Here is a 26,508-nt window from a genome sequence, read left to right as displayed (position 1 = left end):
GCCCGGATAGCTCAGTCGGTAGAGCAGAGGATTGAAAATCCTCGTGTCGGTGGTTCGATTCCGCCTCCGGGCACCACAATTTATTTGTTGGTGTCTAATGACAACAACAAGCAAAGAATAAAGTGTGCCGACTTAGCTCAGTAGGTAGAGCAACTGACTTGTAATCAGTAGGTCACCAGTTCGATTCCGGTAGTCGGCACCATTCTTTTGCCTCGATAGCTCAGTCGGTAGAGCAGAGGATTGAAAATCCTCGTGTCGGTGGTTCGATTCCGCCTCGAGGCACCATTATTTGGTGCTTATCTCGAAGAGATACACAAATAATTCCCCCTTAGTTCAGTTGGTAGAACGGCGGACTGTTAATCCGTATGTCGCAGGTTCGAGTCCCGCAGGGGGAGCCATATTTAAGAAGCCAAGTCGAAAGACTTGGCTTTTTTCGTTTTAACGATAACAGTTCTGTACCCAGTACATACCTTCACCCTAGTCAGTAGTATTACGATCTGTCAGGGGCTCACTTTTAAAAACTAAACCGAAAAATTTGGCCTTTGCATATTTAATGGCAGCATATCTCATTCCACTCTCGATAAGACATCGAACCCGACTTTCTGAACGGTAACTTTCCCCCTGCCCCGCACCTGTTATTCACCTAATCCCTTATTAAATCAGCGTTCATCGCTCTTCTTCTAATCCAACACAGCAAGTAAAAACTTTTTTTACGCTAAAAATTTAATCCTCATCATACTTTCATCTCATGACGATATTCGCCGCTATACTTCTTACACTAATATGAATTAATTATTACAAACCACAGTGTGGTTTATCACTGTGAATATTTAACTGACCTTTTTTCGGTGGGTGCAATATGAAGCTAAAAACACAAGCATATTTTTTATCGGCGATAATTTTGTTCGCGCTACTTGCGCTGACCGCCACTGGACTATGGACTCTTAGAGTTGCCAGCGATCAAGACAACCAAGCTCGAGTCACTGAAATCTTTAAGAGCGCCTACAGCATACTGACTGAAGTCGAAAAGATGGCCGCTGACGGCACGCTTCCAGAAGAAGAAGCAAAAGCACTGGCTACCCGCCTACTACGCAATAACATCTATAAAGACAACGAGTATGTTTATGTCGCTGATGAGAACATGATGTTTGTGGCAGCTCCTCTCGACCCTCAACTTCATGACACTAGCTTCCACGACTTTAAAGATGGCAACGGAAACAGTATCGGTGAGATCCTAATCAACGCGATTCGTAAGAACCCGACAGGTATCGCTCAATACGAATGGACCTCTGCTTACCCAGACGGAACTATCGACAACAAATTATCTATCGCTCAAAAGAGCCCTCGTTGGGGTTGGTATGTGGGAACAGGGATAAGCTTTGATGAAGTCAATCAGCGCTTCTGGTCTACAGCACAATGGCAAGTTGCACTTTGCTTGGTAATCGCTCTCGCTATTCTGTCTGTGCTTATATTCGCAATCCGAAAAACAATCTCACTACTAGGTGGGGAACCTAATGATGTTCGTGAAGCAGTCCAAGCTGTAGCAAGAGGCGAAATACAGAACTCTTTCGATACGAGTGCACCAGAAGGCAGTATTTATCAAGCGGTTCAACAGATGAGCCAGTCACTCGCTCAGCTAGTGACAAATTTAGATTCTTCTATGCACGCATTGAGAAACGAGCTAAGCAATGTCGAAAGCCGTGCTGGAAGCATCGCCCAATTGACGGAAACGCAGCAGCAATCTACCGCTATGATCGCAACCGCAATGACCGAGATGGCCTCTTCAGCAAACAATGTTGCAGATTCAGCAAGAGATACAGCCACTAACACTGACGAAGCAGACAAGCAAAGCCAGCATACCCAGCAATTAATCCATAATACCGTGGAGAATATTGAAGGGCTGGCGAATCAATTAGGTACAGCAAGCCAAGCGGTCTCAGATCTAGACAACGATGTAAACAATATCGCCAAAGTACTCGATGTGATTGGAGACATTGCTGAGCAAACTAACCTACTCGCTCTCAATGCCGCTATTGAGGCCGCTCGTGCAGGTGAGCAAGGACGCGGATTTGCAGTCGTCGCAGATGAAGTACGTAATCTAGCAGGGCGAACTCAAGACAGTACAAAAGAGATTCAGCAAATGATCAATAACCTTCAAGAGGGCTCGCGTAATGCGATACACACGATGGAGGTATGTGCAGAAACAAGTCAGAGCACAGTAACCGAATCTCAAAATGCTTCACAAGCTCTACAACAAATTGTAATGGCACTCGAGTCCATCTCTTCAATGAGCCACCAAATTGCCACCGCAGCAGCTGAGCAGACGCAAGTAAGCGATGACATATCTCAACGCATTAATCTGATCGAAGAAAGCGGAAACCAGTTAAGTGGTGTCGTATCCGAAAGCCACGATAGCAGCCAAACCCTAACTTCACTATCGAACGAGTTAGAATCGTGGGTGAGTAAATTCACTATCAAACACTAACTTCTCTATATTCGAATCTTTTTCTACTTTAGAGAATAAAAAAGCGCGTATTTTTACGCGCTTTTTTGTTTTTTAGTTGTATCAATTTGGTAAAAGAACACCATATCTACTTAGCTAAACGGGCTTTATTCCCTTTCAAATGAACAAAAACACCCCACTGAGTATAGAAAAACAACAAACGACATTTTTTTTGTATTTTAGTGTTGACCTGAAAAGAGAAAAACCGTTTAATACACCTCGTCGCCCGGATAGCTCAGTCGGTAGAGCAGAGGATTGAAAATCCTCGTGTCGGTGGTTCGATTCCGCCTCCGGGCACCACAATTTATTTGTTGGTGTCTAATGACAACAACAAGCAAGAATAAAGTGTGCCGACTTAGCTCAGTAGGTAGAGCAACTGACTTGTAATCAGTAGGTCACCAGTTCGATTCCGGTAGTCGGCACCATTTATTACTTGCAAAGATTTATTCCCCCTTAGTTCAGTTGGTAGAACGGCGGACTGTTAATCCGTATGTCGCAGGTTCGAGTCCCGCAGGGGGAGCCATATTAAAATTAATAAGCCGATTGCTTATTAATTTAGGCGCCGACTTAGCTCAGTAGGTAGAGCAACTGACTTGTAATCAGTAGGTCACCAGTTCGATTCCGGTAGTCGGCACCATTTTTCCCCCTTAGTTCAGTTGGTAGAACGGCGGACTGTTAATCCGTATGTCGCAGGTTCGAGTCCCGCAGGGGGAGCCATATTTAAGAAGCCAAGTCGAAAGACTTGGCTTTTTTCGTTTCAACTGCGACTTACTTGTTCCAAGTAAATGTCTCAGACCTAGCCGGCCGCGTTGAGTCCCGCAGGGGGAGCCATATTTAAGAAGCCAAGTCGAAAGACTTGGCTTTTTTCATTTCAACTGCAACTTACTTGTTCCAAGTAAATGTCTCAGACCTAGCCGGCCGCGTTGAGTCCCGCAGGGGGAGCCATATTCAAGAGGCCAAGTCGAAAGACTTGGCTTTTTTCGTATTAGCTGCGACTTACCTGCTCCAAGTAAATGTCTCAGACCTTGATGGAACTACGTCGTATTACAAGGCTCCTAGTGAAGTTTAACGCATTGATGGATAAGCGCGTTGTATGTAATCACATTCTTAGTCATCACCTCTCTTAATCACTCCTACCCTATCCCTGGTCATTTATATCAGTTGAGGTGAGAACACTCTGCTTTTACTTGAGCAATAAAAAAGCCCCAATCGCTAGATTGAGGCTTAGATAAAGTTAAAGTCAGGATTACGCTTTTACACCTTCTTGCTGGTTTAGCATCGCGACTTCGTTATCCAAGGCTTCCAGCTTATCTTTCATTTGCTCACGGCAAACATTAGCAAGTTCACGAACGTTTTCTTTGCTGTAGCCATCAATGTTAATAGCTGGCATCATTTCTACGATTACATGACCGTTGTTCCAGCGGTTTAGCTTAATGCCACGTGTCGAACTACATACAATCGGAATGATAGGTAGCCCAGCGCCAATCGCTGCGTGAAACGCTCCAGTTTTAAATGGTAGTAGCCCGCGGCCACGTGAACGAGTACCTTCAGGGAACATCCAAACCGACACATCACTGCTATTTAGGTTATCAACTACTTGATCAATGGTACCTTTCGCCTTAGAGCGGTTAGCACGATCAATAAGAATATTACCGGTTAACCAATACAGCTGACCGAACAGTGGCATCCACGCCAAGCTCTTCTTACCCACGGTGACAACCTTAGGTGTGACTGCCGACGAAACGGTAAACAAGTCCCAGTTATTTTGGTGATTCGCAATGTACACATGCTGACCACGCTTATATGCGTCTTCTGGTATTCTCAAATCTAGCTTGATACCAAAGACCTTGGACATGCGACCGAAGTAGCGTCCAAAAGTAAATACATGCTTCGGGTTACGTGGACTAAGTAGGCAATAGCCACAACCGAATACAAACATGACGATCGCAAAAATCGCTACAGCCAATACACGTAATAGTGCAATCATTTTCTGTTCTCCAGAACAACTAACCCTGAAATAATAATCCCAGACTTTAACTGATCTCTTACTCATAAAAAAGCCGAAACCTAGGTTTCGGCTTACAAACGTTAGCTGAAACTAGTTTGCTTCTTTAAAACGCTCAATATTAGCGCCTAATACAGATAGCTTATCTTCGATTTTGTCGTAACCACGGTCTATATGGTAGATACGATCGACAATAGTCTCACCTTGTGCAATACAACCAGCGATAACCAAGCTAGCTGATGCACGTAGGTCTGTTGCCATTACTTGAGCACCGCTCAAGCGGTCAACATCACCACAGATAACGGTGTTGCCTTCAATCTCAGCTTTAGCCCCCATACGCATAAGCTCTGGTACGTGCATAAAGCGATTTTCGAAAATATTTTCAGTAATCACACCACCACCTTTCGCCATTAGGTTCAATAGTGTGAATTGCGCCTGCATATCCGTAGGGAATCCAGGGTGAGGTGCAGTACGCACAGTCACCGCTTTCAGATCGCGGCCTGTCATATCAACGCTGATCCAATCTTCACCGGATTCTACCAAAGCCCCAGCTTCTTCTAGCTTAGCAAGCACGGCTTCAAGTAAATGAGGGCTAGTGTTACGACAGACTACTTTACCGCCTGATACTGCGGCAGCGACTAGGAAAGTCCCCGTTTCAATACGGTCTGCAACTACAGCATGCTTACCACCACCTAAACGTTCAACACCTTCAATGGTGATAGTATCTGTACCTGCACCAGAGATTTTAGCGCCTAGTTTGTTTAAGAAGTCGGCCGTGTCTACGATTTCAGGTTCACGCGCCGCGTTATCCAGCACAGTTTTACCTTCCGCAAGCGTTGCCGCACACATAATGGTAATCGTCGCACCTACGCTAACTTTATCCATTACGATATGAGCACCTTTAAGGCGTCCATCAACGTTCGCTTTTACGTAGCCATCTTCCAGAGTGATCGTTGCACCCAGCTGCTCTAGGCCATGAATATGTAGGTCCACTGGACGTGCACCAATAGCACATCCACCTGGTAGTGATACTTGGCCTTGACCAAAGCGCGCTACTAGAGGCCCAAGGGCCCAGATCGACGCTCGCATCGTTTTCACTAAATCATACGGTGCACAGTATTCATCAATACCACCAGCATCAACATGTACAGAGCCGTTACGTTCAACCTTCGCACCTAGACGCTTTAATAGCTCCATCGTTGTATCGATGTCGCGTAACTTAGGTACGTTGGTGACTTCAACAGGCTCTTCAGCCAGTATTGAGGCAAACAAAATTGGCAAAGCCGCATTTTTTGCACCAGAGATCGTTACTTCACCACTTAGAGGTTGGTCCGATCCAATTACTCGAAACTTTTCCATTAATTAACCTTACAGCGACATCAATTTCTTATCGCGAGCCCATTCGTCGGGCGTGAATGCTTTGATAGAAACGGCATGAATGTCGTTTCTTTGAATGTACTCCATCAGAGGAGAGTAAATCATTTGTTGCTTCTTAACGCGGCTCATTCCTTCGAAACAAGCATCAACAGCAACCACTTCATAGTGGCTACCTTCACCTTTTACATGCACTTCTTGAAGGTTGAGTGCTTCTTCTAATAACTGTTGTACTTTTGCGCTATCCACAATTCACCTCTGCTTAGTGTTTTATATGTTTAGCTAACATAGACTCGACATTGCTTAGCTGAAACAAAGTGCTCAGTTGGTCTGGCACGAAACTGAGCATTATATGACAGTTTTGCTTTTTTGCATGCTCTATTAAGTGAATTAACATCACCATGCCAGACGAATCTATTCTTTCGACCTTTTCAAGCGAAAACTCGACTTGTGCTTCGCTAGGTTGCCAGGCTTTGATAAACGCCCAAAGCGCCGGCACATTTTCTCTATCGAGAGCGCCCAGTAAGCTAACGAGCTCTGGTCGGGATTGTTGCCATTGAGAGTGACTCATTACTGAGCACTCTCGGCGGATTCAAACTGTATTGGGCGGCTTGCCAACTCTTCAAGTTCCTGAGCAACACTCACTAGCCCTTCTTGGCGTAGCTTGCTGCTCCACTCTGATTGTTTACTCGACAATAAGCTAATCCCTTCAGCAATCATGTCGAATGCAGCCCACTCTCCAGTATTCTTATTCTTACGAAGTTTAAATTCGAGTTTGATGTTCGGCCTCGGTGTATCAACAATTTCTACTTTAATACCCGTAATGCGCTTCTTGGGATCGAGCTTTGGCTCAGGTCCAAATTCAATCACCTGAGCAGTATACTGAGTTAACACCTGAGCAAATGATGCCACCAAATATTTTCTAAACGCAATAATGAAAGTCTCAACATCTTTCTTATCTGCGCCTTTCAAATTAGGCCCCAACAACTTTAACGCCGCATACTTTTCGTTGACGTAAGGCATAAGCTCCTCTTCAACGATAACCTTCAAGTGGTCTGGATTTCGATGAACTTCAGTTTGCTCGTTCTTCAACCTTTCAAAAGCTTGCTGCGCAACATGCTGCATCATTTGATAGGGTTGCGTTTTATCAATTTCCGCAGCGTTAGCAAATAAAGGCAGTATTGCTAAACACACAAGCCACAAGTTTTTGAAAAACATTTTATTTATCATGCGACTATTCCTCACTTCCTGTGTCGTCAGAACCACCCACACTGTAAAGCACTTGACCAATCAAATCTTCAAGCACTAATGCTGATTTGGTATCTTCAATATAATCGCCGTCAGAGAGCATTTCTTCATCTTCAAAGATAAAGCCCGGTACCAAACCGATATACTGCTCACCAATTAAACCTGACGTCAGTACTTGTACACTAGAAGTGTCTGGAAACTGCTGATATTGCGCGTTGATTGCCATTGAAACGACAGGCAATAGCTTCTCAGGATCTAATGAAATATCAGTAACTCGCCCAATAACGACGCCCCCCACTTTCACAGGAGAACGTACTTTTAAGCTGCCAATATTGTCAAACTCAGCTTTGAGCGTGTAAGTATCGTTAGAACCGAGCCCTTTAACGTCAGCAACTTGAAAAATCATTACCAATATTGCGCAAATTCCCGCAATAACAAAAGTGCCAACCCAAAATTCCGTTTTTCTTGTCTGTTGCATGATTAATTCCCAAACATCAATGCGGTAAGTACAAAATCTAACCCCAATACAGCTAGAGACGAGTGCACAACGGTGCGTGTAGTTGCTCGGCTTATCCCCTCAGAGGTAGGCGTAGCATCGTAGCCATTGAATAACGCTATCCAAGCCACTGTTACTGCAAACACTAAACATTTAATCATGCTGTTGCCGATGTCTCTGCCGAGCTCTACAGACGACTGCATCGCTGACCAGAAACTACCATGGTCGATACCTTTCCAATCAACACCAACCAATTGACCACCCCATATGCCAACAGTCATGAAAATCATCGCCAATAAAGGCATAGAAATAAGGCCCGCCCACAAGCGCGGTGCAATCACTCGTTTAAGTGGATCGACTGCCATCATTTCGAGACTCGAAAGCTGTTCTGTTGCCTTCATTAGTCCAATCTCAGCAGTCAACGCAGAGCCTGCGCGGCCAGCAAACAATAAAGCGGTAACAACAGGGCCTAATTCTCTCAATAAAGACAGTGCTACCATCTGACCTAGGCTGCCTTCTGCACCGTAATCAACCAGAATGACATACCCTTGTAAGCTGAGCACCATACCAATGAAAAGCCCAGATACAACAATGATAGCCAACGACTGAACACCAACGCTGTAGAGTTGTTTTATCAACAAAGGTAGGTTTTCAATTGGCCTTGGGCGGCTAGCTATCGCACCTAGCAGCATTAAGCTGGCTCGACCAAAAGCTTCGCAAATGGCTAACGCCCTGCGACCTGTATTAACGACAAAGTCGGACAAACCAGAAGCCATTAGAACAAATCCTTTGTAATATCATCAGCTGGAAAACGGAATGGGACAGGGCCATCAGCCGTTCCTAAGAGAAACTGCTGTACTCGAGGATCATCGTTTTCTTCGAGTTGTTTCGGTGTACCTGAGGCAATAATCTTTCCATCCGCGAGTAAATAGACCCAATCTGCAATGCTCATTACTTCAGGCACATCATGAGAAACCACCACTGAAGTGACACCTAGTGCATCATTCAGTTTACGAATCAGCTCAACTAGAACCCCCATGGTTATCGGGTCCTGACCAACAAAAGGTTCATCGTACATGATTAACTCTGGGTCCAGGGCGATAGAGCGCGCTAAAGCAGCACGGCGTGCCATTCCCCCAGATAACTCACTCGGCATTAACTCAGCCGCTCCTCGCAAGCCCACAGCTTCAAGTTTGAGCAACACTAAAGTGCGAATTAATGATTCATCGAGGTGTGTATGTTCTCTTAACGGGAAAGCGACATTGTCGAAGACATTGAGATCGGTGAACAAGGCACCTGATTGAAACAGCATGCTCATTTTTTTACGCGCATGATAAAGTCTTTTACGGCTCAAAGTGGGTATGTTGTCACCATCAAACCATATCTCCCCCGCGTCTGGCGCGAGCTGTCCACCTATCAAGCGCAACAAGGTGGTCTTACCAATCCCCGATGGCCCCATGATCGCAGTAATCTTGCCTTTTGGTACATGCAGACTGACATCATCAAATATCGTCCGCTCACCTCGGGAAAAGTATAAGTTATTGATTGTAACAAGATCTGCCGCTGGCATAAGCTACCTGTATCATTCCTAACGAGTACATCCTTTTATATGGGCAATCATAAGCACATTAACTTGGGATTAAAAGCACTGTTCAATTAAATCTAATTCGGACCTTGCGTTTTCTCCATTCTGAATTCTTATAAAATAGGTCAATATTGTTAAATAGTTACCTGTTCTGCTTCCCTTTTGCCTACCAAACCGTCAAAATTAGCGGTTAAATCATTAATTGTTCATGAATTAGGAATCTCTATGTTTGAAGCCGTTGCGTTACTTATCGTCGGCCTTGTTTTTCTCGTTTGGAGTGCAGATAAGTTAGTATTCGGAGCTGCGGCTCTAGCGCGTAATGTCGGTATCTCTCCATTGGTTATCGGTATGACGATCCTAGCTATGGGCTCATCGGCACCAGAGATGATGGTCTCTGCGACAGCGGCTCTTGAAGGTAAAACCGACACAGCCGTGGGGAACGTGTTAGGTTCAAACATTGCCAACATTGCTTTAATTTTAGGTATCACCGCCCTCATCAAACCACTATCTATAAGCTCTGCGGTATTGCGCCGTGAATTGCCATTGATGATTGTCGTTACGCTGGTTGCTGGCGCCATCTTATGGGATAGCCACCTAGGTTTTTACGAAGGCGTACTGCTGTTTGTTCTATTTGCTGCTTTCATTTTCGCGATGCTACACATCAGCCGTAAAGAAAAGCAAAACGGCGATGTGCTGCTAGAGGAGCAAGAATCCGAGATTCCTGACGGTGTAAGCAATGGCAAAGCCGCGATGTGGGTAGTCATTGGTTTAATTATTCTGCCTATTGCTGCTGGCACATTAGTAGACAACGCAGTTGTTATTGCTAAATACTTCGGTATGAGTGACCTAGTTATTGGTTTAACTATTATCGCGGTAGGTACTAGCTTACCTGAGCTAGCTGCTTCTTTAGCCGGAGTCCTTAAAGGCGAAGATGATATGGCCGTTGGTAATATTATCGGTTCAAACGTGTTTAACATTCTTGCTGTAATGGGCCTTCCAGGCATCCTTAATCCTTCAATGCTGAGCGAATACGCAATGGGACGCGACTTCTGGGTTATGCTGGGTGTGTCTCTACTGCTAGTTGCGATGGCTCTGGGCAAATCTCGCAGCATTAACCGTATAGAAGGTGGCGTATTGTTCATCGCTTTCATTGCCTACCAAGGCTATCTCATCATGAACATGAGCGCTTAACACCTTTCCCCATTAGTGGAGTATTTTGATGTCATCAACGTTTGATTTCCGTAGCGTAGCGAAACGAGTGTTAGATACCGAAGTCGCTGCATTGGTACAACTGGACCAGTATTTTAATCAAGACTTTACCAAAGCCTGTGAAACGATTTTGTCTAACCAAGGCAAGGTTGTCGTGATGGGGATGGGAAAATCAGGCCACATCGGTAACAAAATTGCCGCAACACTGGCAAGCACTGGCACTTCTGCATTCTTTGTTCACCCTGGTGAAGCTGCGCACGGCGACCTTGGTATGATTGAACCTGGTGACATCGTTCTTGCTATTTCAAACTCTGGAGAATCAACAGAAATTCTTTCTCTTTTCCCAGTATTGAAGCGCTTGAATATTCGTATCATTAGTATGACAGGTAAGCCGCAATCCAATATGGCGAAGCTATCTGACGCACACCTGCAAATTACGGTACCGAAAGAAGCCTGTTCACTCGGGCTAGCTCCAACATCCAGTACCACGGCTACGCTCGTCATGGGGGACGCTGTTGCAATTGCCCTACTCGAGGCTCGTGGTTTTACTGCTGAAGATTTTGCGCTCTCTCACCCAGGTGGTGCGCTTGGGCGTAAGCTGCTACTCAAATTATCCGATATTATGCACTCCGGAGCGCAGTTACCTATGGTCACCGCCGATACGGTAATCCGCGATGCATTATTGGAAATTAGCCAAAAAGGCTTGGGCATGACAGCTGTTGTTGACGACACTCAGCAACTCGTCGGCATTTTTACCGACGGTGATTTACGTCGTATTCTCGACAAGCGCGTCGATATCCATACTGAAACCATTGGCCAAGTAATGACTCAAAACCCAACAACAGCCAGCCCAGATATGCTTGCAGCTGAAGGGGTTAACTTAATGCAAGAGAAAAGCATCAATGGCCTTATGTTGTGTGATAACGGCAAACTGGTTGGTGCGCTTAATATGCACGATTTATTAAAAGCTGGAGTGATGTAATGAGCAAATTAATTGAAACTCTTTATGGTCCAGTAGAACAAAACCTGTTAAAAATTGCCAAAGAGATTAAACTGCTGATCTGCGATGTCGATGGTGTGTTTTCAGATGGCTTAATCTACATGGGTAATAATGGCGAGGAGCTGAAAACGTTTCATACTCGCGATGGTTATGGCGTCAAATCGTTAATGAACGCCGGGATTGAAGTAGCCATTATCACAGGCCGTCAATCTCAAATTGTAGAAAATCGCATGAAGGCTCTTGGTATATCTCTGATTTACCAGGGGCAAGACGACAAAATTAAAGCATACCAAGACATATGTCGTAAGCTTAATATTGCACCCGAGCAAACTGGTTACATCGGTGATGATTTGATTGACTGGCCAGTAATGGAAAAAGTTGCACTACAAGTTTGCGTCGCTGATGGTCACCCACTTCTCGCCAAACGAGCGAATTATGTCACTACTATCAAAGGTGGGCATGGCGCAGTACGAGAGGTTTGCGATCTTATTCTTCAAGCGCGTGATGAGTTAGACGTACATAAAGGCTTAAGTATATGAGTTTATCTCGTATTATTTATACTTTACTGTTTTTTGTTGCATGTTGGTCGGCTTATTACCTCTTCGACAAAGAACAAACATTCGATATCCAAGTAACTCCAGATCAGGAGTTGCCGATGTTTAGCGGCACCAACATGGAGAACGTTTCTTACGCAGAAGACGGAATCCGCAGCTACATCATAACTTCAACACACTTAGACCACTTCGCGAAAAGTGGCGACACTGAGTTCGATTTTCCTGTACTGAAAATCTATAAAGAAGGTGTCATTCAGGAATGGGAAATCACTGCTGACCGAGCCATCCTCAGTGAAGAGCAAGTCCTGACATTATACGACAACGTTTTGGCTAAAAACCTACTCAGTGACTCGGGATTTGACACTATGTCTACCGACGAAATGAGCATAAAACTTGATAATCGAGACTTTTGGGCAGACAATCGAGTTGTTCTTGTCGGCCCTCAATTTGAAACGGAAGGACAGGCGATGAAAGGCAATTTTGCTGACAATACCGCTGTTCTTTACAACCATGTACAAGGTAGATATGAAACTCTCACACCTTAGTCTATTTGCTTGCCTATTGGCATCAAGCAATGCCATGGCACTATCTACAGACCAAGACCAGCCTGTCTACATCGACTCTGACAGCCAGCACCTAGATATGCAGAGCAACCGAGTGACTTTCCTCGGCGATGTAAAGCTTAAGCAAGGCAGTATCAATATGAATGCCGATAAAGTAATCGTCATTCGTGACCCAAAAGATGGCACAATCCAAGAGATTGAAGGCTATGGCGATCTAGCGACGTTTTCACAGCTGACTGACGATGGCAAAACCCTTTATGGTGAAGCAGAAGAGCTGTATTACAAAATGGTCGATGACCAACTCACTATGATTAAGCGAGCCATGCTGTCACAAGACGACAGCGTAATCCGTGGCAGCAAGATCCGCTATAGAATCACCGAGCAGAAGCTCATTGCCGACGGTCAAACAGGCGACCGTGTCAGCACCGTTCTTCAACCACAGGCAGCCCAAAACTAATATGGCAATATTAAAAGCAGAGCACCTAGCGAAAAGCTACAAAAACCGCCGCGTAGTTTCTGATGTGAGCTTAGAAGTAGAGTCTGGTCAAATCGTTGGCCTACTCGGCCCGAATGGTGCAGGTAAAACCACATCGTTTTACATGATTGTTGGTCTCGTCGCTCGAGACGAAGGCAAAATAAGCATCGACAATCAAGATATCAGTATTCTTCCAATGCACAGCCGCTCTCGCATGGGTATAGGCTACTTGCCGCAAGAAGCGTCTATCTTCCGTAAATTATCGGTGGAAGATAACATCATGGCCGTTCTTCAGACTCGTGAAGAAATGACTCGTGAGGAGCGCCAAGATAAACTTGAAGACCTTCTGGAAGAGTTCCACATCCAACATATCCGTGCAAGCGCGGGGATGGCGTTGTCAGGTGGTGAGCGTCGACGCGTAGAGATAGCGCGCGCATTAGCAGCAAACCCACAGTTCATCTTGCTGGATGAGCCTTTTGCCGGGGTTGACCCAATCTCAGTTATCGACATCAAAAAGATCATCGAACACTTAAGAGATCGTGGCCTAGGTGTGCTGATCACCGACCACAACGTGCGTGAAACGCTTGATGTGTGTGAAAAAGCTTACATCGTAAGCCAAGGGCACTTGATCGCTGAAGGAACACCGGCGGACGTTCTCAATAATGAACAAGTAAAACAAGTTTATCTCGGTGAACAATTCCGTCTATGATTAAATAGAGTCGGTAGCGGAATCTAAAAATAATAAGGTAAGCGACACTGAATGAAACCCTCATTACAACTCAAGCTAGGTCAGCAATTAGCCATGACTCCTCAGTTGCAGCAAGCGATTCGCTTACTGCAACTGTCTACTTTGGATCTTCAACAAGAGATTCAAGAAGCGCTGGACTCCAACCCGCTACTTGATGTTGAAGAAGGTAGCGATGAACCAGCATCGAGCGAAGAAAAAAGCACTAATGAGGAAAAAGAGCCTACCGTAGAAGTTGCAGAGCCTGAGCCTAAAGACAGCTCCGAGTTGATCGAAAAATCAGAAATCAGCAACGAACTCGAAATCGATACCACTTGGGATGATGTATACAGCGCGAATACAGGTAGCACTGGTATTGCTCTAGATGACGATGCACCTATTTACCAAGGTGAAACTACGCAGTCACTGCATGATTACCTGTTGTGGCAGCTCGACTTAACTCCATTCAGTGAAACCGACCGAACCATTGCGCTAGCTATCATCGACGCTATCGATGATTATGGTTACCTTACGATTAGCAGTGAAGACATCCTCGACAGCTTTGATAATGAAGAGATCGAACTGGATGAAATTGAAGCTGTGCGTAAACGCATCCAGCAATTTGACCCACTGGGCGTTGCGTCTTTAAACCTTCAAGATTGCTTGTTATTACAACTGGCGACTTTCCCAGAAGATACTCCTTGGCTAAATGAAGCCAAATTGGTCTTGAACAACCATATCGATCATCTTGGTAATCGAGACTACAAGCTGATCATTAAAGAAACCAAACTTAAAGAAGCAGAGTTAAGAGACGTACTGGCGCTTATCCAACAACTGGATCCTCGTCCAGGTAGTCGCATCACCCCAGATCACGCTGAGTATGTCATTCCTGATGTGTCTGTTTTCAAAGACCATGGTAAGTGGGTGGTTACCATCAACCCAGACAGTGTTCCAAAACTTAAAGTAAATCAACAATATGCTAGCTTAGGCAAAGGAAACAGTGCCGATAGCCAGTACATTCGAACCAATTTGCAAGAAGCAAAGTGGTTAATTAAAAGCCTAGAAAGTAGAAACGAGACGTTGCTCAAAGTTGCAAAATGCATAGTTGAACACCAACGTGATTTCTTCGAGTATGGGGAAGAGGCCATGAAACCAATGGTCCTAAATGATGTTGCCCTCGCTGTTGATATGCATGAGTCCACTATTTCACGTGTTACGACTCAGAAGTTTATGCATACCCCTAGAGGCATATTTGAATTGAAGTACTTCTTCTCTAGTCACGTTAGTACAGACAACGGAGGAGAGTGTTCATCCACTGCAATTCGCGCTTTGATTAAAAAACTGGTGGCAGCGGAAAACACCGCGAAACCACTCAGTGACAGCAAGATTGCAGCATTACTGGCTGATCAAGGGATTCAGGTCGCTAGAAGAACCATAGCTAAGTACCGAGAATCTTTGGGCATTGCCCCTTCAAGTCAGCGCAAACGCCTACTTTAAGGCCTATAACCGAGAAGGAAAGTCTATGCAAATTAACATTAATGGCCATCACGTTGATCTTACCGATTCACTGCAAGACTATGTAAACTCAAAGTTTCAAAAACTTGAGCGATTTTTCGACCATATCAATAACGTACACGTTGTATTGCGTGTTGAGAAAGTAAGACAAATCGCTGAAGCTACCCTTCACGTAAACCAAGGGGATATCCACGCAACTGCAGACGACGAAAATATGTACGCTGCAATCGATGCACTAGTGGATAAACTCGTTAGACAACTTAACAAGCATAAAGAAAAGCTAAGTAGCCACTAATCATGCAAATCAGCGAAGTACTTTCATTGGACTGCACTAAAAGTGCAGTCCAATGCACGAGCAAAAAACGCGCTCTAGAAATGATCAGCGAAATCGTCGCACAGCAAACTGGTCAAAACTCCACCGAACTTTTTGAATGTATGCTCAGCCGTGAAAAGGTGGGCAGTACTGGCATTGGAAATGGTATCGCCATTCCCCATGCTCGTATGATGTCGAGCGACCAAGCGGTAGCCGTACTTCTTCAATGTGAACAACCTATCGAATTTGATTCTATAGACAATCGACCTGTCGACCTTCTTTTCGCTCTGCTCGTGCCAGACGCACAATGTAAAGAGCACCTGAAAACACTTTCTTCGATGGCCGAACGTCTTAACGACAAACAAATCCTTAAGCAGCTGAGAAACGCACAAAGCGATCAAGAGCTCTATAACATCATGGTTAACAAGTAGGCAGTATTGCGATGCGTTTAATCGTTGTGAGTGGTCAATCTGGTGCAGGTAAAAGTGTCGCTCTAAGAGTGCTTGAAGACCTTGGATATTACTGTGTAGATAACTTGCCCGTTAGTCTACTTGATGCTTTTATTCAGTCGGTATCTGACAGCAAGCAAAATGTCGCCGTTAGTATCGATATCCGAAACTTACCTAAAGAGCCGACACTAGTTGACGACTTGCTTGAAAAGCTAAAGCAAAGCACTGACGTTAACGTTCTTTTCTTAGGTGCTAACCAAGAAACGCTCCTAAAGCGCTATAGTGAAACTCGCCGTCTACACCCGCTCTCGTTAAGTGATTCAAAACCTTCGTTGGCCCAAGCGATTGAGCTTGAACGCAAGATACTCGCACCACTAAAAGAGCATGCCGACCTAGTGTTGGACAGTAGTAACCAATCTCTACACGAACTCAGCGAAACCGTTCGTATGCGAGTAGAAGGAAGGGAACGACAAGAGCTTGTCATGGTATTCCAATCATTTGGGTTCAAATATGGCTTACCTAATGATGCTGATTACGTATTTGATGTTCGTTTTTTACCTAACCCTCACTGGGAACCCGCGTTAAGGCCGTTAACCGGACTCGATACTCCGATTAAATCCTTCTTGGAATCTCACCAAGAAGTCATCGACCTCAAACTGCAAATCCAAGGCTTTATTGACAACTGGCTACCTATGCTAGAGAAAAACAATCGCAGCTATCTCACTGTGGCGATTGGCTGTACTGGCGGAAAACACCGCTCAGTGTATTTGACTCAACAAATTGGTGAGTATTTTTCTCAGCTGGGCCATCAAGTTCAAATCCGCCACACTTCGTTAGAAAAACATCACTCATAGGACTCTTACCATGCAGCAGCAAAGCCGAACTGTACTCATTCAGAACCGATTAGGTCTTCATGCTCGTGCTGCTGTTAAATTGGTCGAATTAGCTCAATCGTTTGAAGCGATTCTGACTATTCGCAATCACGAAGACAAAGAAGCCACAGCCGATAGCGTCATGGGGTTGCTGATGCTCGAATCTGCTCAAGGCGAACACGTGACTATCACCGCCGAAGGCAATGACGCCGCCCCAGCGCTGGAAGCGGTGTGTAACTTAATCGAACACAAGTTCGACGAAGACGAATAACCTGCCCATAAACTCATTAAATAGCCGTTTGTTCACAATATCTTATTAACCAAGCTATATATTTAAGTTACTATTTAAAACATTGTAAGTATTAAGAGTTTAGGGGGAATCAATGGCAGAGCAAATAGAATTTGACCAAGCTCACCAAGCCCTCCAAGAAGTTACTGAAGCTCTAGAAAATGGCCGTTTTGTCCATGTCCGACGCCAACTGCAGGATATGGAGCCAGAAGATATTGCTCACCTCCTTGAAGCCTCACCACGTAAAAGCCGTGACGTTCTTTGGCAGCTCACCGATCCTGAAGATTACGGTGAAATCCTCGACGAGTTAAGCGAAGACGTTAAAGATGCGCTTGTCTCCAAGATGGCGCCAGAAAAGCTGGCAGAAGCAACAGAAGGTATGGACACCGATGACGTTGCATACGTCCTGCGAAGCCTACCTGATGATGTCTCACGTGAAGTCCTATCGCAAATGGACACGGCTGATAGATTGCGTGTTGAAACCGCGCTGTCGTATCCAGAGGACACTGCTGGCGGGATAATGAATACTGACGTCACAACCATTCGTGGTGACGTCGACGTCGACGTAGTCCTTCGTTATCTGCGCATGAAAGGTGAACTGCCTGAGGCGACCGATGCACTTTACGTCATCGACGAAGAAAGCCGCCTTATAGGCCATTTATCGCTGACGACTCTACTCACGACTCAACCAGATGTTCCGGTTATCGAAGTAATGGATGACGCGGATGAAGCGATTTCTGTCGATACCAGCGACTCAGATGTCGCCAGCTTGTTCGAACGTCGTAACTGGGTTTCTGCACCTGTTGTTGATGAAAACCAACATCTGGTTGGCCGTATAACGATCGATGACGTGGTAGATGTCATTCGTGAAGATGCAGAGCACTCAATGATGAGTATGGCTGGCCTTGATGATGACGAAGATACCTTTGCACCTGTAGTAAAGTCGGCACGTAAGCGTAGTGTTTGGCTTGGAGCCAACGTTTTAGCTGCTCTTGCTGCGGCTTCAGTTTCAAACATGTTTGAAGCGACATTAGATCAAATGGCTGCTATCGCAGTATTGATGACCATCGTGCCTTCAATGGGCGGCGTAGCAGGTAACCAAACTGTTGCTCTCGTCATCCGCGGTTTAGCCTTAGGCCATATCGGTGACAGTAACAAACGCGAATTACTGCTTAAAGAAGCCGCTATCGGTTTCCTTAACGGTATTCTTTGGGCGCTGATCATTGGTGGTATTGTTGTCGCATGGAAGAGTGACTGGATGCTTGGCGGCATTATCTCCGCAGCCATGATGACTAACTTACTGGTTGCAGGGATTGCTGGGGTAACTATCCCAATTCTACTCAAGAAAATGAATATTGACCCAGCCTTAGCGGGTGGTATGGCGCTCACTACCGTGACCGATGTCATCGGCCTCTCCGTATTCTTAGGGCTTGCGACGATTTTAATTTAGTCGCACTCTAAAGCTCGTTACTAAAGTTCCAAATCAAAAAGGGCTCGTACTATCTAGTACGAGCCCTTCTATTAACCATAATATTCGCTACCGTCAGGCTATGTTATTCACCCGCGACTTTCATTGATTCCAGCAAAATAGAACCCGTCTGAATTTGTGAGCGAGTTTCAACGTCGTTACCCACGGCCACAATTTGGTTAAACATATCTTTGAGGTTGCTTGCAATGGTCACTTCCGACACTGGATATTGAATTTCACCGTTTTCAACCCAGAAACCAGCCGCACCACGTGAGTAATCACCTGTCACGATATTCACACCTTGGCCCATGACTTCAGTCACTAAGAAGCCAGTACCAAGCTCTTTAAGCATCTGCTCAAAACCTTGCCCAGTAGATTTCACAAACCAGTTATGGATACCACCAGCGTGCCCCGTTGGAGTCATGCCCATTTTGCGTGCTGCGTAGCTGGTAAGCAGGTAAGTCGACAATACACCATCAGTGATAATTTCACGATCTTGAGTAAACACACCTTCACTATCAAAAGGGCTAGATGCAAGGCCACGCAATACGTGTGGGCGCTCCGATACGTTAAACCATTCTGGAAGTACTTGCTTACCAAGGTGAGCGAGTAAGAAAGAAGATTTACGGTATAAGTTACCGCCACTGATCGCCATCACCAAATGACCTAATAGTCCAGTCGCGACATCCGCTGCAAACATAACAGGGTACTTACCTGTGGTCAGTTTTTTCGCATCTAATCGGTTAACGGTTTTCTCAGCGGCTAGTTGACCCACTTTTTCAGGAGCCCAAAGCTCATCACGATGACGGGCAACGGTGTAGCTGTAGTCACGTTCCATCTCACCATTGGCTCCTTGGCCAATCACACAACAACTAGTACTATGACGGCTCGAAGCGTAGCTAGCAAGTAAACCATGGCTATTGCCATAGACCTTTAGACCATAGTGACTGTCATAGCTTGCGCCATCACTTTGTTTAATTTTATCGCTATAAGCCAGCGCTTGCTGCTCAGCTGCAATCGCCACTTTCGCGGCGTAATCTGGGTCTGGAGTATCCGGGTGGAACAGGTCAAGATCAGGAATATCTTGCACCATCAACTCTTTAGGCGCAGGGCCTGCATGAGGGTCCTCTGAGGTGTATTGAGCAATATCAAGCGCAGCCGCTACCGTCTGGCTGATCGCTTTCTCACTTAAATCTGATGTAGACGCACTGCCTTTACGTTGGCCTCGGTATACCGTGATACCCAGAGCCCCATCGCTATTAAACTCGACATTTTCCACTTCACACATGCGAGTAGAAACGCTTAGGCCTGTTGATTTAGTAATGGCCACTTCAGCCGCATCAGCACTCACTGAAGCTAGCTCTAACGCTTTCGCAACCGCAGCTTCAAGCTCAACTTGCTGTTGAGCAACTTGTTGTTTTACATCCATATCGAATCTAAGTAATTGCCATTGATAGCGTTAGGATAACAAGAATTTCGCTTTCTCCCCACGATTCTTGTTAAAATAGACCTAATATTAGTTTGAGATAGTGATATAGGCAGAAAAGATGGCTCGTAAAAACCAGAAAGCGCCCTGGGAACCGGAAGAAGAAATCATCTGGGTAAGTAAAACCGAGATGAAAAATGACATGGAAGAGCTACAAAAGCTCGGTGAAGAACTGGTCGGCTTAAAGCCCTCTGTACTTGAAAAGTTTCCATTAAGTGAAGACTTGGCGGACGCGATTAAAGACGCTCAACGCTTTAAAAACGAAGCACGACGTCGTCAGCTTCAATACATCGGCAAATTAATGCGCAATGAAGATCCAGAACCTCTTCAAGCTGCGTTAGACAAAGTTCGCAATAAGCACTCACAAGCGACCGCGGAACTGCACAAACTGGAGCAGCTGCGTGACCGCATTGTTGAAGAAGGCGACAGTGCAATTGCTGAAGCGGTCGAGCAGTATCCACAGGCTGATCGTCAGCGCTTACGCCAACTTGCTCGCCAAGCCAACAAAGAGAAAAAAGCAGGTAAGCCTGCTAAAGCTTACCGTGAAATCTTTCAAGTGTTGAAAGAGCTAAACGAAGAAGAGCTATAGGGTCTGTTGATCTTTCGCGGTTAAATTTCGTTCGAAAGTTCAACAACCCCTAATCACTCTTTGGTGAGCACAAACAATCTCAGAAAGAAAAGTCTAAAAAGCCGAGTGAATCTCGGCTTTTTTATATCTAACTTTCACTGACGTTCGCCAGTTTTAATCCCTACTCACCTGCGCGTACAAATTCAGCTAAAGCTGGATTAGCATGCTGTGCTGATAAGTGTTCAATGCTATCCACCAGCGCTACCTTACCGTGAGTCATAAAAGCAAAATGCGTCGCAATCGCTTTAGCATCGCTGATATGGTGAGTCACCATCACGACGGTGATACCGCGCTCCATGGCTAGCTTCTTCACTAAACTCAGCATCTCTTCACGTAAAATCGGATCAAGTGCCGAGAAAGGCTCGTCGAGCAACCAAATCTGATGCGGCTGAACAAAGCAGCGCGCAAGGGCAACGCGTTGCCTTTGTCCACCAGACAACTGCTCTGGTAACCTGTCTAGATAAGCATCCACACCGACTTGCTGCGCAGCTTCAACTACGAGCTGTTGCTGCTGATTATCCAGCTTTAACCCTGGGTGCAGACCCAGCCCTATGTTTTCTCGCACACTTAAGTGCGCAAACAAATTATGCTCTTGGAACAGCATCGCAAAAGGTCGCTGATGAGGAGGTTTACCCAATAGAGACGTACCATCGACGTCTATCCGGCCACGACTTGGCTCGATAAAACCTGCCACAAGACTAAAAAGCGTCGACTTCCCTGCCCCGCTAGGCCCCATTAAAGCCACAATTGAACCGGGCCGAACTTGAATATCAAACTCAAACAGCTCTTGATGATAGTAGTATTCAACCTGTTCAACCGATAACATCTTGCCCTCTCTTGTCTTTTTTTGCCTGTTTTGAGCCCGTTTTAAACAACATTTCGGTAAGTGTGAAGCAACCAACACTGAGTAGCAGTAAGGTTACAGACACAACCGCAGCGGCTTCCATTTGATAGCTGCCAAGTAACTGGAACAAATACAGGGGTAACGTTCGGAACTCTTGGCTACCAAACAGAGCAATGGCACTGAGATCACCAATCGAAAACATAAAGCCAATCGCAAACGCATGCGCGATCGGTTTTCGTAACGCGCGCCATTCGACCACCTTAAATCGTTGCCACCCTCGCATACCTAAGCTCGCGCACAGGTACTGATATTGCTGAGCAACATGCAGCATAGGCTGAGATAACGTCTTGATGACATACGGCAACGCCATCAAAGCATTAACCACAACCACCACGTAAAAGGCATAACTAAATGCATCCGCAAAATAACGTAGTAGCAGAAATAAACCCGTGCTGATCACCAGACCCGGCGTAACGAGAATAATGGTACCAATCAACTCGATTCCGTCTGCTTTACTGTTTTTATTCCTCAGCCTTAAAGCCCGACTGGTCGTCAATATAGCCATACCTATCACTAACGCAATCGCACTCGCTGAAATAGCCACTTTAAGAGACGCGCCAAACGCTAACCAGAATCGGCCATCAGTAAACACCAGCAAAGCCTGCTCGTTAATACCACTCAAAACCACCATAGCAAGGGGCGGGATAACCAATAGACATGCTCCTGCAATCCAAAAAAAGTCCCACACTTTCGAACTAAAGCTATCCTGAATCAGTATTTTTCCCGGCGACACACTCCCAGTAGAAACCGCTATCGGTTTGGCTAAACGCTGGATAGACAAAGCAAGTACACCGCACAACAACATCTGCCACAGCGCGAGCAGAGCTCCAGCTTGCAAATCAAAATCAAACTTAATCGCCTGATATATTGCCAGCTCAATAGTAGTCGACTTAGGGCCACCGCCTAACGCCATCACCGTAGCAAAGCTAGTGAAGCACAGCATAAAGACTAAACCAAACACATGAGGAAGTTGCTGACGAAGCCTAGGCCACTCAACCCACTTGAATTTATGCCAATGGCTCATTCCTAAGTGAGCACACAGTTTGTGCTGCTCCGCAGGAACGGTATCTAGCGCCTGCAGTAACAAACGGCTCGCGTACGGAAGATTAAAAAACACATGTGCCAGTAATATGCCGTTCAAGCCGTATATAGAAAAAGGCAAAGAGTGATCGATTTGCTTTAACATGTTGGCAAGTAAGCCACTATTGCCATAAATAGCGAGTAACCCAAACACACCAACCAGAACTGGCAATACCAATGTTGTCGCAAATAACTTGAGTAATAGACTGCGTCCCTTGAATTGACGCCGTGACAAAGCGTGAGCTACAGGTATCGCTAACCCGACACTCAGTACACTTGAGAGCAGGGCTTGGTAGAAACTAAACTGAGTAACATGACGATAATACGGATCTGACCAGACCGCGCTTAGGTTCAACGACGGCGCTTCTAGCAATAACGCTCCAAGCGCTGAAATGACAAAGGCCGCGATAGCTATCGCGACCCAAATACCCACTTTCGGGATAGTGTTCAAATCAAGCCCCGATTAGAACGTAAGTGCATGTTGCCACTCACGGATCCATGGTTTACGCATTTCAGCAATTTCTTCAGGAGAAAAGCTCAGCGCTTTACTTGGTACCGACAGAGTTTCGAACCCTTTTGGTAACTCGACATCCGTTACTGGGTACATCCAGTTACCGGTTGGCATCACCGATTGGAATTCATCACTTAGGATAAAGTTCATAAACTCATCAGCCAGCTTTTCATTTTTACTGCCTTTCACTTTCGCTGCCACCTCGACCTGAGTGTAATGACCTTCAGAAAAGTTAGCAGCGGCAAACTTGTCGTCTTGCTCAGCAATCAAGTGATACGCCGGTGACGTAGTGTAAGACAGCACCATATCTGACTCACCCTCTAAGAACATAGAGTACGCTTCCGACCAGCCTTTAGTGACGGTCACTGTCTTCTTCGCCAGAGATTGCCATGCTGGCGTCACTTCATCGCCATACACCGATTTCATCCACAGCATTAAACCTTGTCCCGGAGTGGAAGTACGAGGATCTTGGTAAATAACCTTAAGATCATCACGCTGCTCAACCAGTTCTTTCAAGCTTTTCGGTGGGTTAGCTAGCTTCTCTTTGTTATAGACAAAAGCGAAGTAACCATAGTCGTAAGGAATAAAGGTGGTATCACTCCAACCACTTGGTAGTGAAATCGAGGAGGTATCTACCTTATGCTCAGCAAGTAAGCCGGTTTGTTTCGCTTCAGCCATAAGATTGTTATCAAGGCCTAATACCACATCTGCTTTGCTATTTTTACCTTCCAAACGCAATCGGTTAAGGATCGACACTCCGTCATCCAGAGCCACAAAATCTACGTTACAACCACAGTGCGCTTCAAACGCTTGCTCTACTTTCGGGCCTGGGCCCCAATCAGATGCAAAAGAGTCGTAGGTATAGACGGTTAACGTGTTTTCTTCGGCTTGGACAGAAAAAGAAGCCATTGTGGCCAGTGCAATTGCGCTAAGTGTGGTTTTCACTGCTCGCTCTCCTTGGTTTGAGCGGCGCGAGGTTGAGGGAGGAAGACATAGTCCTTTACTGCTATTGAAGTTCCTAACTCAATCCCTACGCCAGCATTATCTGGGTCAGGTGAAGATGTGGGTTTGTAGAAGCACAAACCTTATCGTGCGGGTCCCAAGCAGACGCTTGATCTCAGCCCACATTCATAAAGTGAATAATAAGCTCCCCGATGAGTTGTCCAAATTGTAATTGTTATTGAGATAATTAGCTATAAGGATCAAGATTCACTACGTTGATCGTAGCCCCAGCGAGGAACCAAGCCTTGTTCCACACCAAGATGATCTAGGATTCGTGCCACCATGAAATCAACTAAGTCTTCGATAGATTTGGGCTGATGGTAAAAGCCAGGGGCCGCAGGCATGATGGTCACCCCCATTTGCGATAGCTTGTGCATATTCTCTAAATGCAAAGTAGAAAATGGCGTTTCACGCACCACCAGCAGTAACTGACCTCGCTCTTTCATTACCACGTCAGCCGCTCGCTCAATTAGGTTGTCAGACATACCGTGAGCGATAGCAGCAACACTGCCTGCTGAACACGGGCAAACCACCATTTGCTTTGGCGCAGCGGAACCGGATGCCACAGGAGAGAACCAATCCTCTTTGCCACATACTTCTAACTTTTCGCTATCACAGTTCAAATGTGCAACCAATGCTTTTTTAGCCGCCTCTGCCCCTGCAGGTAACTTGAGATCGTGCTCGGTAGCAAGCACCACTCGCGCTGCAGAAGAAATGAGTAAATACACTTTATAGTCTGCTGCTAACAAACACTCGAGTAAGCGCAGACCATATGGGGCGCCCGAAGCGCCAGTAAATGCCAGAGTAATGGACTTTTGTGATGATGCCATTGGTATTATTTCGCCTTTAGCGATTGTAATAGTTTGTCGTGGATGCCTTCGAAGCCACCATTGCTCATCACTAAGATGTGCTCTCCTGGCTGAGCTTCTTGACTAATTTTAGCGACAAATTGCTCAATATCGCCACTTACAAATGCTGTTTGGCTACATTGCTGAGCCACTTCTTCCACCGACCAATCGATATTGTCAGGCTGATAGAGGTAAACAGAATCGGCCTGCTTCAAAGACGCTGCGAGCGTTTCCTTATGTACACCACGCTTCATCGTAGCAGAGCGAGGTTCAAGCACGGCAATTATCTTGTCTTTACCCACTTTATTACGCAAACCACCTAGTGTAAGTTCAATGGCGGTTGGGTGATGAGCAAAATCGTCGTAGACGGTTACGCCGTGCTCTGTGCCTTTTAACTCTAAACGCCGCTTGGTATTAATGAATTTGGCTAAAGACTCACACGCAAGATCTGGAGTGACACCAACATGACGCGCCGCGGCAATCGCCATTAGTGCGTTATCGACGTTATGATCGCCAACCAAGTCCCAATTTACTTGGCCCACAAGTTCACCTTTGAAATACACATCGAATACCGAACCATCAATCTGTACTTTTTTGGCGTACCAGTCTGACGACTCACCACTTAGCTCTGTTTCACTCCAACAACCTCGCTGCAACACATCAGCAATCGCTTCATCACTTTGAGGCGCCAAAATTCGTCCATTGCCTGGGACAGTGCGCACTAGGTGGTGGAATTGTCGCTTTATCGCTTCAAGATCATCAAAGATGTCGGCGTGATCGAACTCTAGATTATTCATCACTAACGTTCTTGGATGGTAATGAACAAACTTAGAACGTTTGTCGAAAAAAGCACTGTCGTATTCGTCGGCCTCTACCACGAAGAACATACTTTCCCCTAAGCGAGCAGACACACCAAAATTACCAAGCACTCCCCCAACTAAGAAGCCAGGCTGGTAGCCACAATCTTCTAGAATCCACGCCAACATGCTGGAAGTGGTCGTTTTACCATGAGTACCAGATACAGCCAGCACCCACCGGTCATGAAGTAAAAATTCCTGTAGCCACTGTGGCCCAGAGGTATAACGCAGGTTGGTATTCAACACATGTTCAACACAAGGATTTCCACGGCTCATGGCATTACCAATCACCACCAAGTCTGGCTTCGGCTCTAATTGTACCGGGTCGAAACCTTCAATAATTTCGATACCTTGAGATTCTAAAAGTGTGCTCATTGGCGGGTATACATTCGCGTCGGAGCCAGTCACTTTGTGACCTAGTTGACGCGCTAGAATTGCTGCACCGCCCATAAAAGTGCCACAGATACCTAAAATGTGAATATGCATAAAACCTAACCTAGCAACGGTTATTTAAAACGAATGACTCATTATCGCCATTTCATTATTAAAA

At 45.6% G+C, this 26,508-nt stretch carries 28 protein-coding genes and 9 tRNA genes; 23 read left to right on the top strand and 14 right to left on the bottom strand.

The features are described from left to right. The 10 genes from ACXABW_RS01765 (at window position 1) to ACXABW_RS01720 (ending at window position 3,220) form a co-directional block, all read left to right on the top strand. Window positions 1-76, top strand: a tRNA-Phe gene (locus tag ACXABW_RS01765). Window positions 77-126: 50 nt separating this feature from the next. Beyond that, window positions 127-202, top strand: a tRNA-Thr gene (locus tag ACXABW_RS01760). A gap of 7 nt (window positions 203-209) precedes the next feature. Continuing rightward, window positions 210-285, top strand: a tRNA-Phe gene (locus tag ACXABW_RS01755). Window positions 286-322: 37 nt separating this feature from the next. After that, a tRNA-Asn gene (locus ACXABW_RS01750) sits at window positions 323-398 on the top strand. Between the two features lie 461 nt (window positions 399-859). Next, window positions 860-2,485 (top strand): methyl-accepting chemotaxis protein, encoded by a 1,626-nt coding sequence (locus ACXABW_RS01745; RefSeq protein ID WP_457523701.1) that lies wholly within the window; start codon window positions 860-862, stop codon window positions 2,483-2,485. Window positions 2,486-2,727: 242 nt separating this feature from the next. After that, window positions 2,728-2,803 (top strand) — tRNA-Phe (locus tag ACXABW_RS01740). Window positions 2,804-2,852: 49 nt separating this feature from the next. Beyond that, window positions 2,853-2,928, top strand: a tRNA-Thr gene (locus ACXABW_RS01735). Between the two features lie 22 nt (window positions 2,929-2,950). Then, window positions 2,951-3,026: transfer RNA gene (locus ACXABW_RS01730), tRNA-Asn, on the top strand. 38 nt (window positions 3,027-3,064) lie between these two features. Further along, a tRNA-Thr gene (locus ACXABW_RS01725) sits at window positions 3,065-3,140 on the top strand. 4 nt (window positions 3,141-3,144) lie between these two features. After that, window positions 3,145-3,220: transfer RNA gene (locus tag ACXABW_RS01720), tRNA-Asn, on the top strand. A gap of 529 nt (window positions 3,221-3,749) precedes the next feature. Here the strand turns inward: ACXABW_RS01720 and ACXABW_RS01715 are convergent. The 8 genes from ACXABW_RS01715 to mlaF all read right to left on the bottom strand — a co-directional run bounded on the left by ACXABW_RS01715 (window position 3,750) and on the right by mlaF (window position 9,196). Further along, entirely contained in the window at window positions 3,750-4,490 is a 741-nt protein-coding gene (locus tag ACXABW_RS01715) for a 1-acylglycerol-3-phosphate O-acyltransferase (RefSeq protein WP_457523700.1), read from the bottom strand. A 111-nt stretch (window positions 4,491-4,601) separates the two neighbouring features. Further along, the gene (murA, locus tag ACXABW_RS01710; protein ID WP_252029257.1) at window positions 4,602-5,867 is read right to left on the bottom strand and encodes a UDP-N-acetylglucosamine 1-carboxyvinyltransferase; all 1,266 of its coding nucleotides are present in this window, start codon (window positions 5,865-5,867) and stop codon (window positions 4,602-4,604) included. 9 nt (window positions 5,868-5,876) lie between these two features. Continuing rightward, the gene (gene ibaG, locus ACXABW_RS01705; protein ID WP_252029255.1) at window positions 5,877-6,131 is read right to left on the bottom strand and encodes a BolA family iron metabolism protein IbaG; all 255 of its coding nucleotides are present in this window, start codon (window positions 6,129-6,131) and stop codon (window positions 5,877-5,879) included. Between the two features lie 13 nt (window positions 6,132-6,144). Beyond that, entirely contained in the window at window positions 6,145-6,453 is a 309-nt protein-coding gene (locus ACXABW_RS01700) for an STAS domain-containing protein (protein ID WP_252029253.1), read from the bottom strand. Then, entirely contained in the window at window positions 6,453-7,100 is a 648-nt protein-coding gene (gene mlaC, locus ACXABW_RS01695) for a phospholipid-binding protein MlaC (RefSeq protein ID WP_457524930.1), read from the bottom strand. Before mlaC ends, ACXABW_RS01700 begins: the two co-directional genes overlap by 1 nt. Window positions 7,101-7,116: 16 nt before the next feature. Beyond that, complete coding sequence (gene mlaD / locus ACXABW_RS01690) at window positions 7,117-7,608, bottom strand: outer membrane lipid asymmetry maintenance protein MlaD (RefSeq protein ID WP_252029251.1); 492 nt, start codon at window positions 7,606-7,608, stop codon at window positions 7,117-7,119. 2 nt (window positions 7,609-7,610) lie between these two features. Continuing rightward, a complete protein-coding gene (gene mlaE / locus ACXABW_RS01685; protein WP_457523698.1) occupies window positions 7,611-8,402 on the bottom strand; it encodes a lipid asymmetry maintenance ABC transporter permease subunit MlaE in 792 nt (263 codons plus the stop codon). Next, window positions 8,402-9,196 (bottom strand): phospholipid ABC transporter ATP-binding protein MlaF, encoded by a 795-nt coding sequence (gene mlaF, locus ACXABW_RS01680; RefSeq protein ID WP_457523696.1) that lies wholly within the window; start codon window positions 9,194-9,196, stop codon window positions 8,402-8,404. Before mlaF ends, mlaE begins: the two co-directional genes overlap by 1 nt. A 240-nt stretch (window positions 9,197-9,436) precedes the next feature. Between mlaF and ACXABW_RS01675 the strand changes: the two genes are divergently transcribed. The 12 genes from ACXABW_RS01675 to mgtE all read left to right on the top strand — a co-directional run bounded on the left by ACXABW_RS01675 (window position 9,437) and on the right by mgtE (window position 18,624). Then, window positions 9,437-10,402, top strand: a complete 966-nt coding sequence (locus tag ACXABW_RS01675; protein WP_252029245.1) for a calcium/sodium antiporter — start codon at window positions 9,437-9,439, stop codon at window positions 10,400-10,402. A gap of 28 nt (window positions 10,403-10,430) precedes the next feature. Further along, a complete protein-coding gene (locus ACXABW_RS01670; protein WP_457523695.1) occupies window positions 10,431-11,402 on the top strand; it encodes a KpsF/GutQ family sugar-phosphate isomerase in 972 nt (323 codons plus the stop codon). Further along, a complete protein-coding gene (gene kdsC / locus ACXABW_RS01665; RefSeq protein WP_252029241.1) occupies window positions 11,402-11,959 on the top strand; it encodes a 3-deoxy-manno-octulosonate-8-phosphatase KdsC in 558 nt (185 codons plus the stop codon). The genes ACXABW_RS01670 and kdsC overlap by 1 nt, the downstream gene beginning before the upstream one ends. Continuing rightward, window positions 11,956-12,519, top strand: coding sequence for an LPS export ABC transporter periplasmic protein LptC (gene lptC, locus ACXABW_RS01660; RefSeq protein WP_252029240.1), 564 nt, complete (start codon window positions 11,956-11,958; stop codon window positions 12,517-12,519). Before kdsC ends, lptC begins: the two co-directional genes overlap by 4 nt. Beyond that, a complete protein-coding gene (gene lptA / locus ACXABW_RS01655; protein WP_252029238.1) occupies window positions 12,500-12,994 on the top strand; it encodes a lipopolysaccharide transport periplasmic protein LptA in 495 nt (164 codons plus the stop codon). The genes lptC and lptA overlap by 20 nt, the downstream gene beginning before the upstream one ends. 1 nt (window position 12,995) lies before the next feature. Next, the gene (gene lptB / locus ACXABW_RS01650; RefSeq protein ID WP_252029236.1) at window positions 12,996-13,721 is read left to right on the top strand and encodes an LPS export ABC transporter ATP-binding protein; all 726 of its coding nucleotides are present in this window, start codon (window positions 12,996-12,998) and stop codon (window positions 13,719-13,721) included. 51 nt (window positions 13,722-13,772) lie between these two features. After that, window positions 13,773-15,233, top strand: coding sequence for an RNA polymerase factor sigma-54 (locus tag ACXABW_RS01645; protein WP_252029234.1), 1,461 nt, complete (start codon window positions 13,773-13,775; stop codon window positions 15,231-15,233). A gap of 25 nt (window positions 15,234-15,258) precedes the next feature. Continuing rightward, complete coding sequence (hpf, locus tag ACXABW_RS01640) at window positions 15,259-15,546, top strand: ribosome hibernation promoting factor (RefSeq protein ID WP_252029232.1); 288 nt, start codon at window positions 15,259-15,261, stop codon at window positions 15,544-15,546. Between the two features lie 2 nt (window positions 15,547-15,548). Continuing rightward, window positions 15,549-15,995 carry a PTS IIA-like nitrogen regulatory protein PtsN gene (gene ptsN, locus ACXABW_RS01635; RefSeq protein WP_252029231.1) on the top strand — a complete coding sequence of 149 codons (447 nt, stop codon included), beginning with the start codon at window positions 15,549-15,551 and terminating at the stop codon, window positions 15,993-15,995. An 11-nt stretch (window positions 15,996-16,006) separates the two neighbouring features. After that, window positions 16,007-16,867, top strand: coding sequence for an RNase adapter RapZ (rapZ, locus tag ACXABW_RS01630; RefSeq protein ID WP_252029229.1), 861 nt, complete (start codon window positions 16,007-16,009; stop codon window positions 16,865-16,867). Between the two features lie 10 nt (window positions 16,868-16,877). Beyond that, window positions 16,878-17,156 carry an HPr family phosphocarrier protein gene (locus ACXABW_RS01625; RefSeq protein ID WP_252029227.1) on the top strand — a complete coding sequence of 93 codons (279 nt, stop codon included), beginning with the start codon at window positions 16,878-16,880 and terminating at the stop codon, window positions 17,154-17,156. Window positions 17,157-17,268: 112 nt separating this feature from the next. Beyond that, window positions 17,269-18,624, top strand: a complete 1,356-nt coding sequence (gene mgtE, locus ACXABW_RS01620) for a magnesium transporter (RefSeq protein WP_252029225.1) — start codon at window positions 17,269-17,271, stop codon at window positions 18,622-18,624. Window positions 18,625-18,727: 103 nt separating this feature from the next. Here the strand turns inward: mgtE and pmbA are convergent, their stop codons facing one another. Then, window positions 18,728-20,071 carry a metalloprotease PmbA gene (gene pmbA, locus ACXABW_RS01615; RefSeq protein ID WP_457523692.1) on the bottom strand — a complete coding sequence of 448 codons (1,344 nt, stop codon included), beginning with the start codon at window positions 20,069-20,071 and terminating at the stop codon, window positions 18,728-18,730. A gap of 118 nt (window positions 20,072-20,189) precedes the next feature. On the opposite strand from pmbA, the gene yjgA reads away from it, so the two are divergent. Continuing rightward, entirely contained in the window at window positions 20,190-20,717 is a 528-nt protein-coding gene (gene yjgA, locus ACXABW_RS01610; protein ID WP_265686811.1) for a ribosome biogenesis factor YjgA, read from the top strand. Window positions 20,718-20,877: 160 nt separating this feature from the next. Here yjgA and thiQ read toward each other — a convergent pair whose 3' ends face one another. The 5 genes from thiQ to mpl all read right to left on the bottom strand — a co-directional run bounded on the left by thiQ (window position 20,878) and on the right by mpl (window position 26,444). Then, entirely contained in the window at window positions 20,878-21,582 is a 705-nt protein-coding gene (gene thiQ / locus ACXABW_RS01605; RefSeq protein WP_252029219.1) for a thiamine ABC transporter ATP-binding protein, read from the bottom strand. Continuing rightward, the gene (thiP, locus tag ACXABW_RS01600; protein WP_457523690.1) at window positions 21,569-23,191 is read right to left on the bottom strand and encodes a thiamine/thiamine pyrophosphate ABC transporter permease ThiP; all 1,623 of its coding nucleotides are present in this window, start codon (window positions 23,189-23,191) and stop codon (window positions 21,569-21,571) included. Before thiP ends, thiQ begins: the two co-directional genes overlap by 14 nt. A gap of 12 nt (window positions 23,192-23,203) precedes the next feature. Next, the gene (gene thiB / locus ACXABW_RS01595) at window positions 23,204-24,196 is read right to left on the bottom strand and encodes a thiamine ABC transporter substrate binding subunit (protein WP_252029214.1); all 993 of its coding nucleotides are present in this window, start codon (window positions 24,194-24,196) and stop codon (window positions 23,204-23,206) included. A gap of 257 nt (window positions 24,197-24,453) precedes the next feature. Then, entirely contained in the window at window positions 24,454-25,083 is a 630-nt protein-coding gene (locus ACXABW_RS01590) for a flavin prenyltransferase UbiX (protein ID WP_252029212.1), read from the bottom strand. 5 nt (window positions 25,084-25,088) lie between these two features. After that, window positions 25,089-26,444 (bottom strand): UDP-N-acetylmuramate:L-alanyl-gamma-D-glutamyl-meso-diaminopimelate ligase, encoded by a 1,356-nt coding sequence (gene mpl / locus ACXABW_RS01585; RefSeq protein ID WP_457523689.1) that lies wholly within the window; start codon window positions 26,442-26,444, stop codon window positions 25,089-25,091. Between the last annotated feature and the right edge of the window lie 64 nt (window positions 26,445-26,508).

This window comes from Vibrio paucivorans, assembly GCF_054053395.1.
Note: the sequence above shows the minus strand (reverse complement) of the source record. Positions and strands in the feature narration are given on the sequence as shown.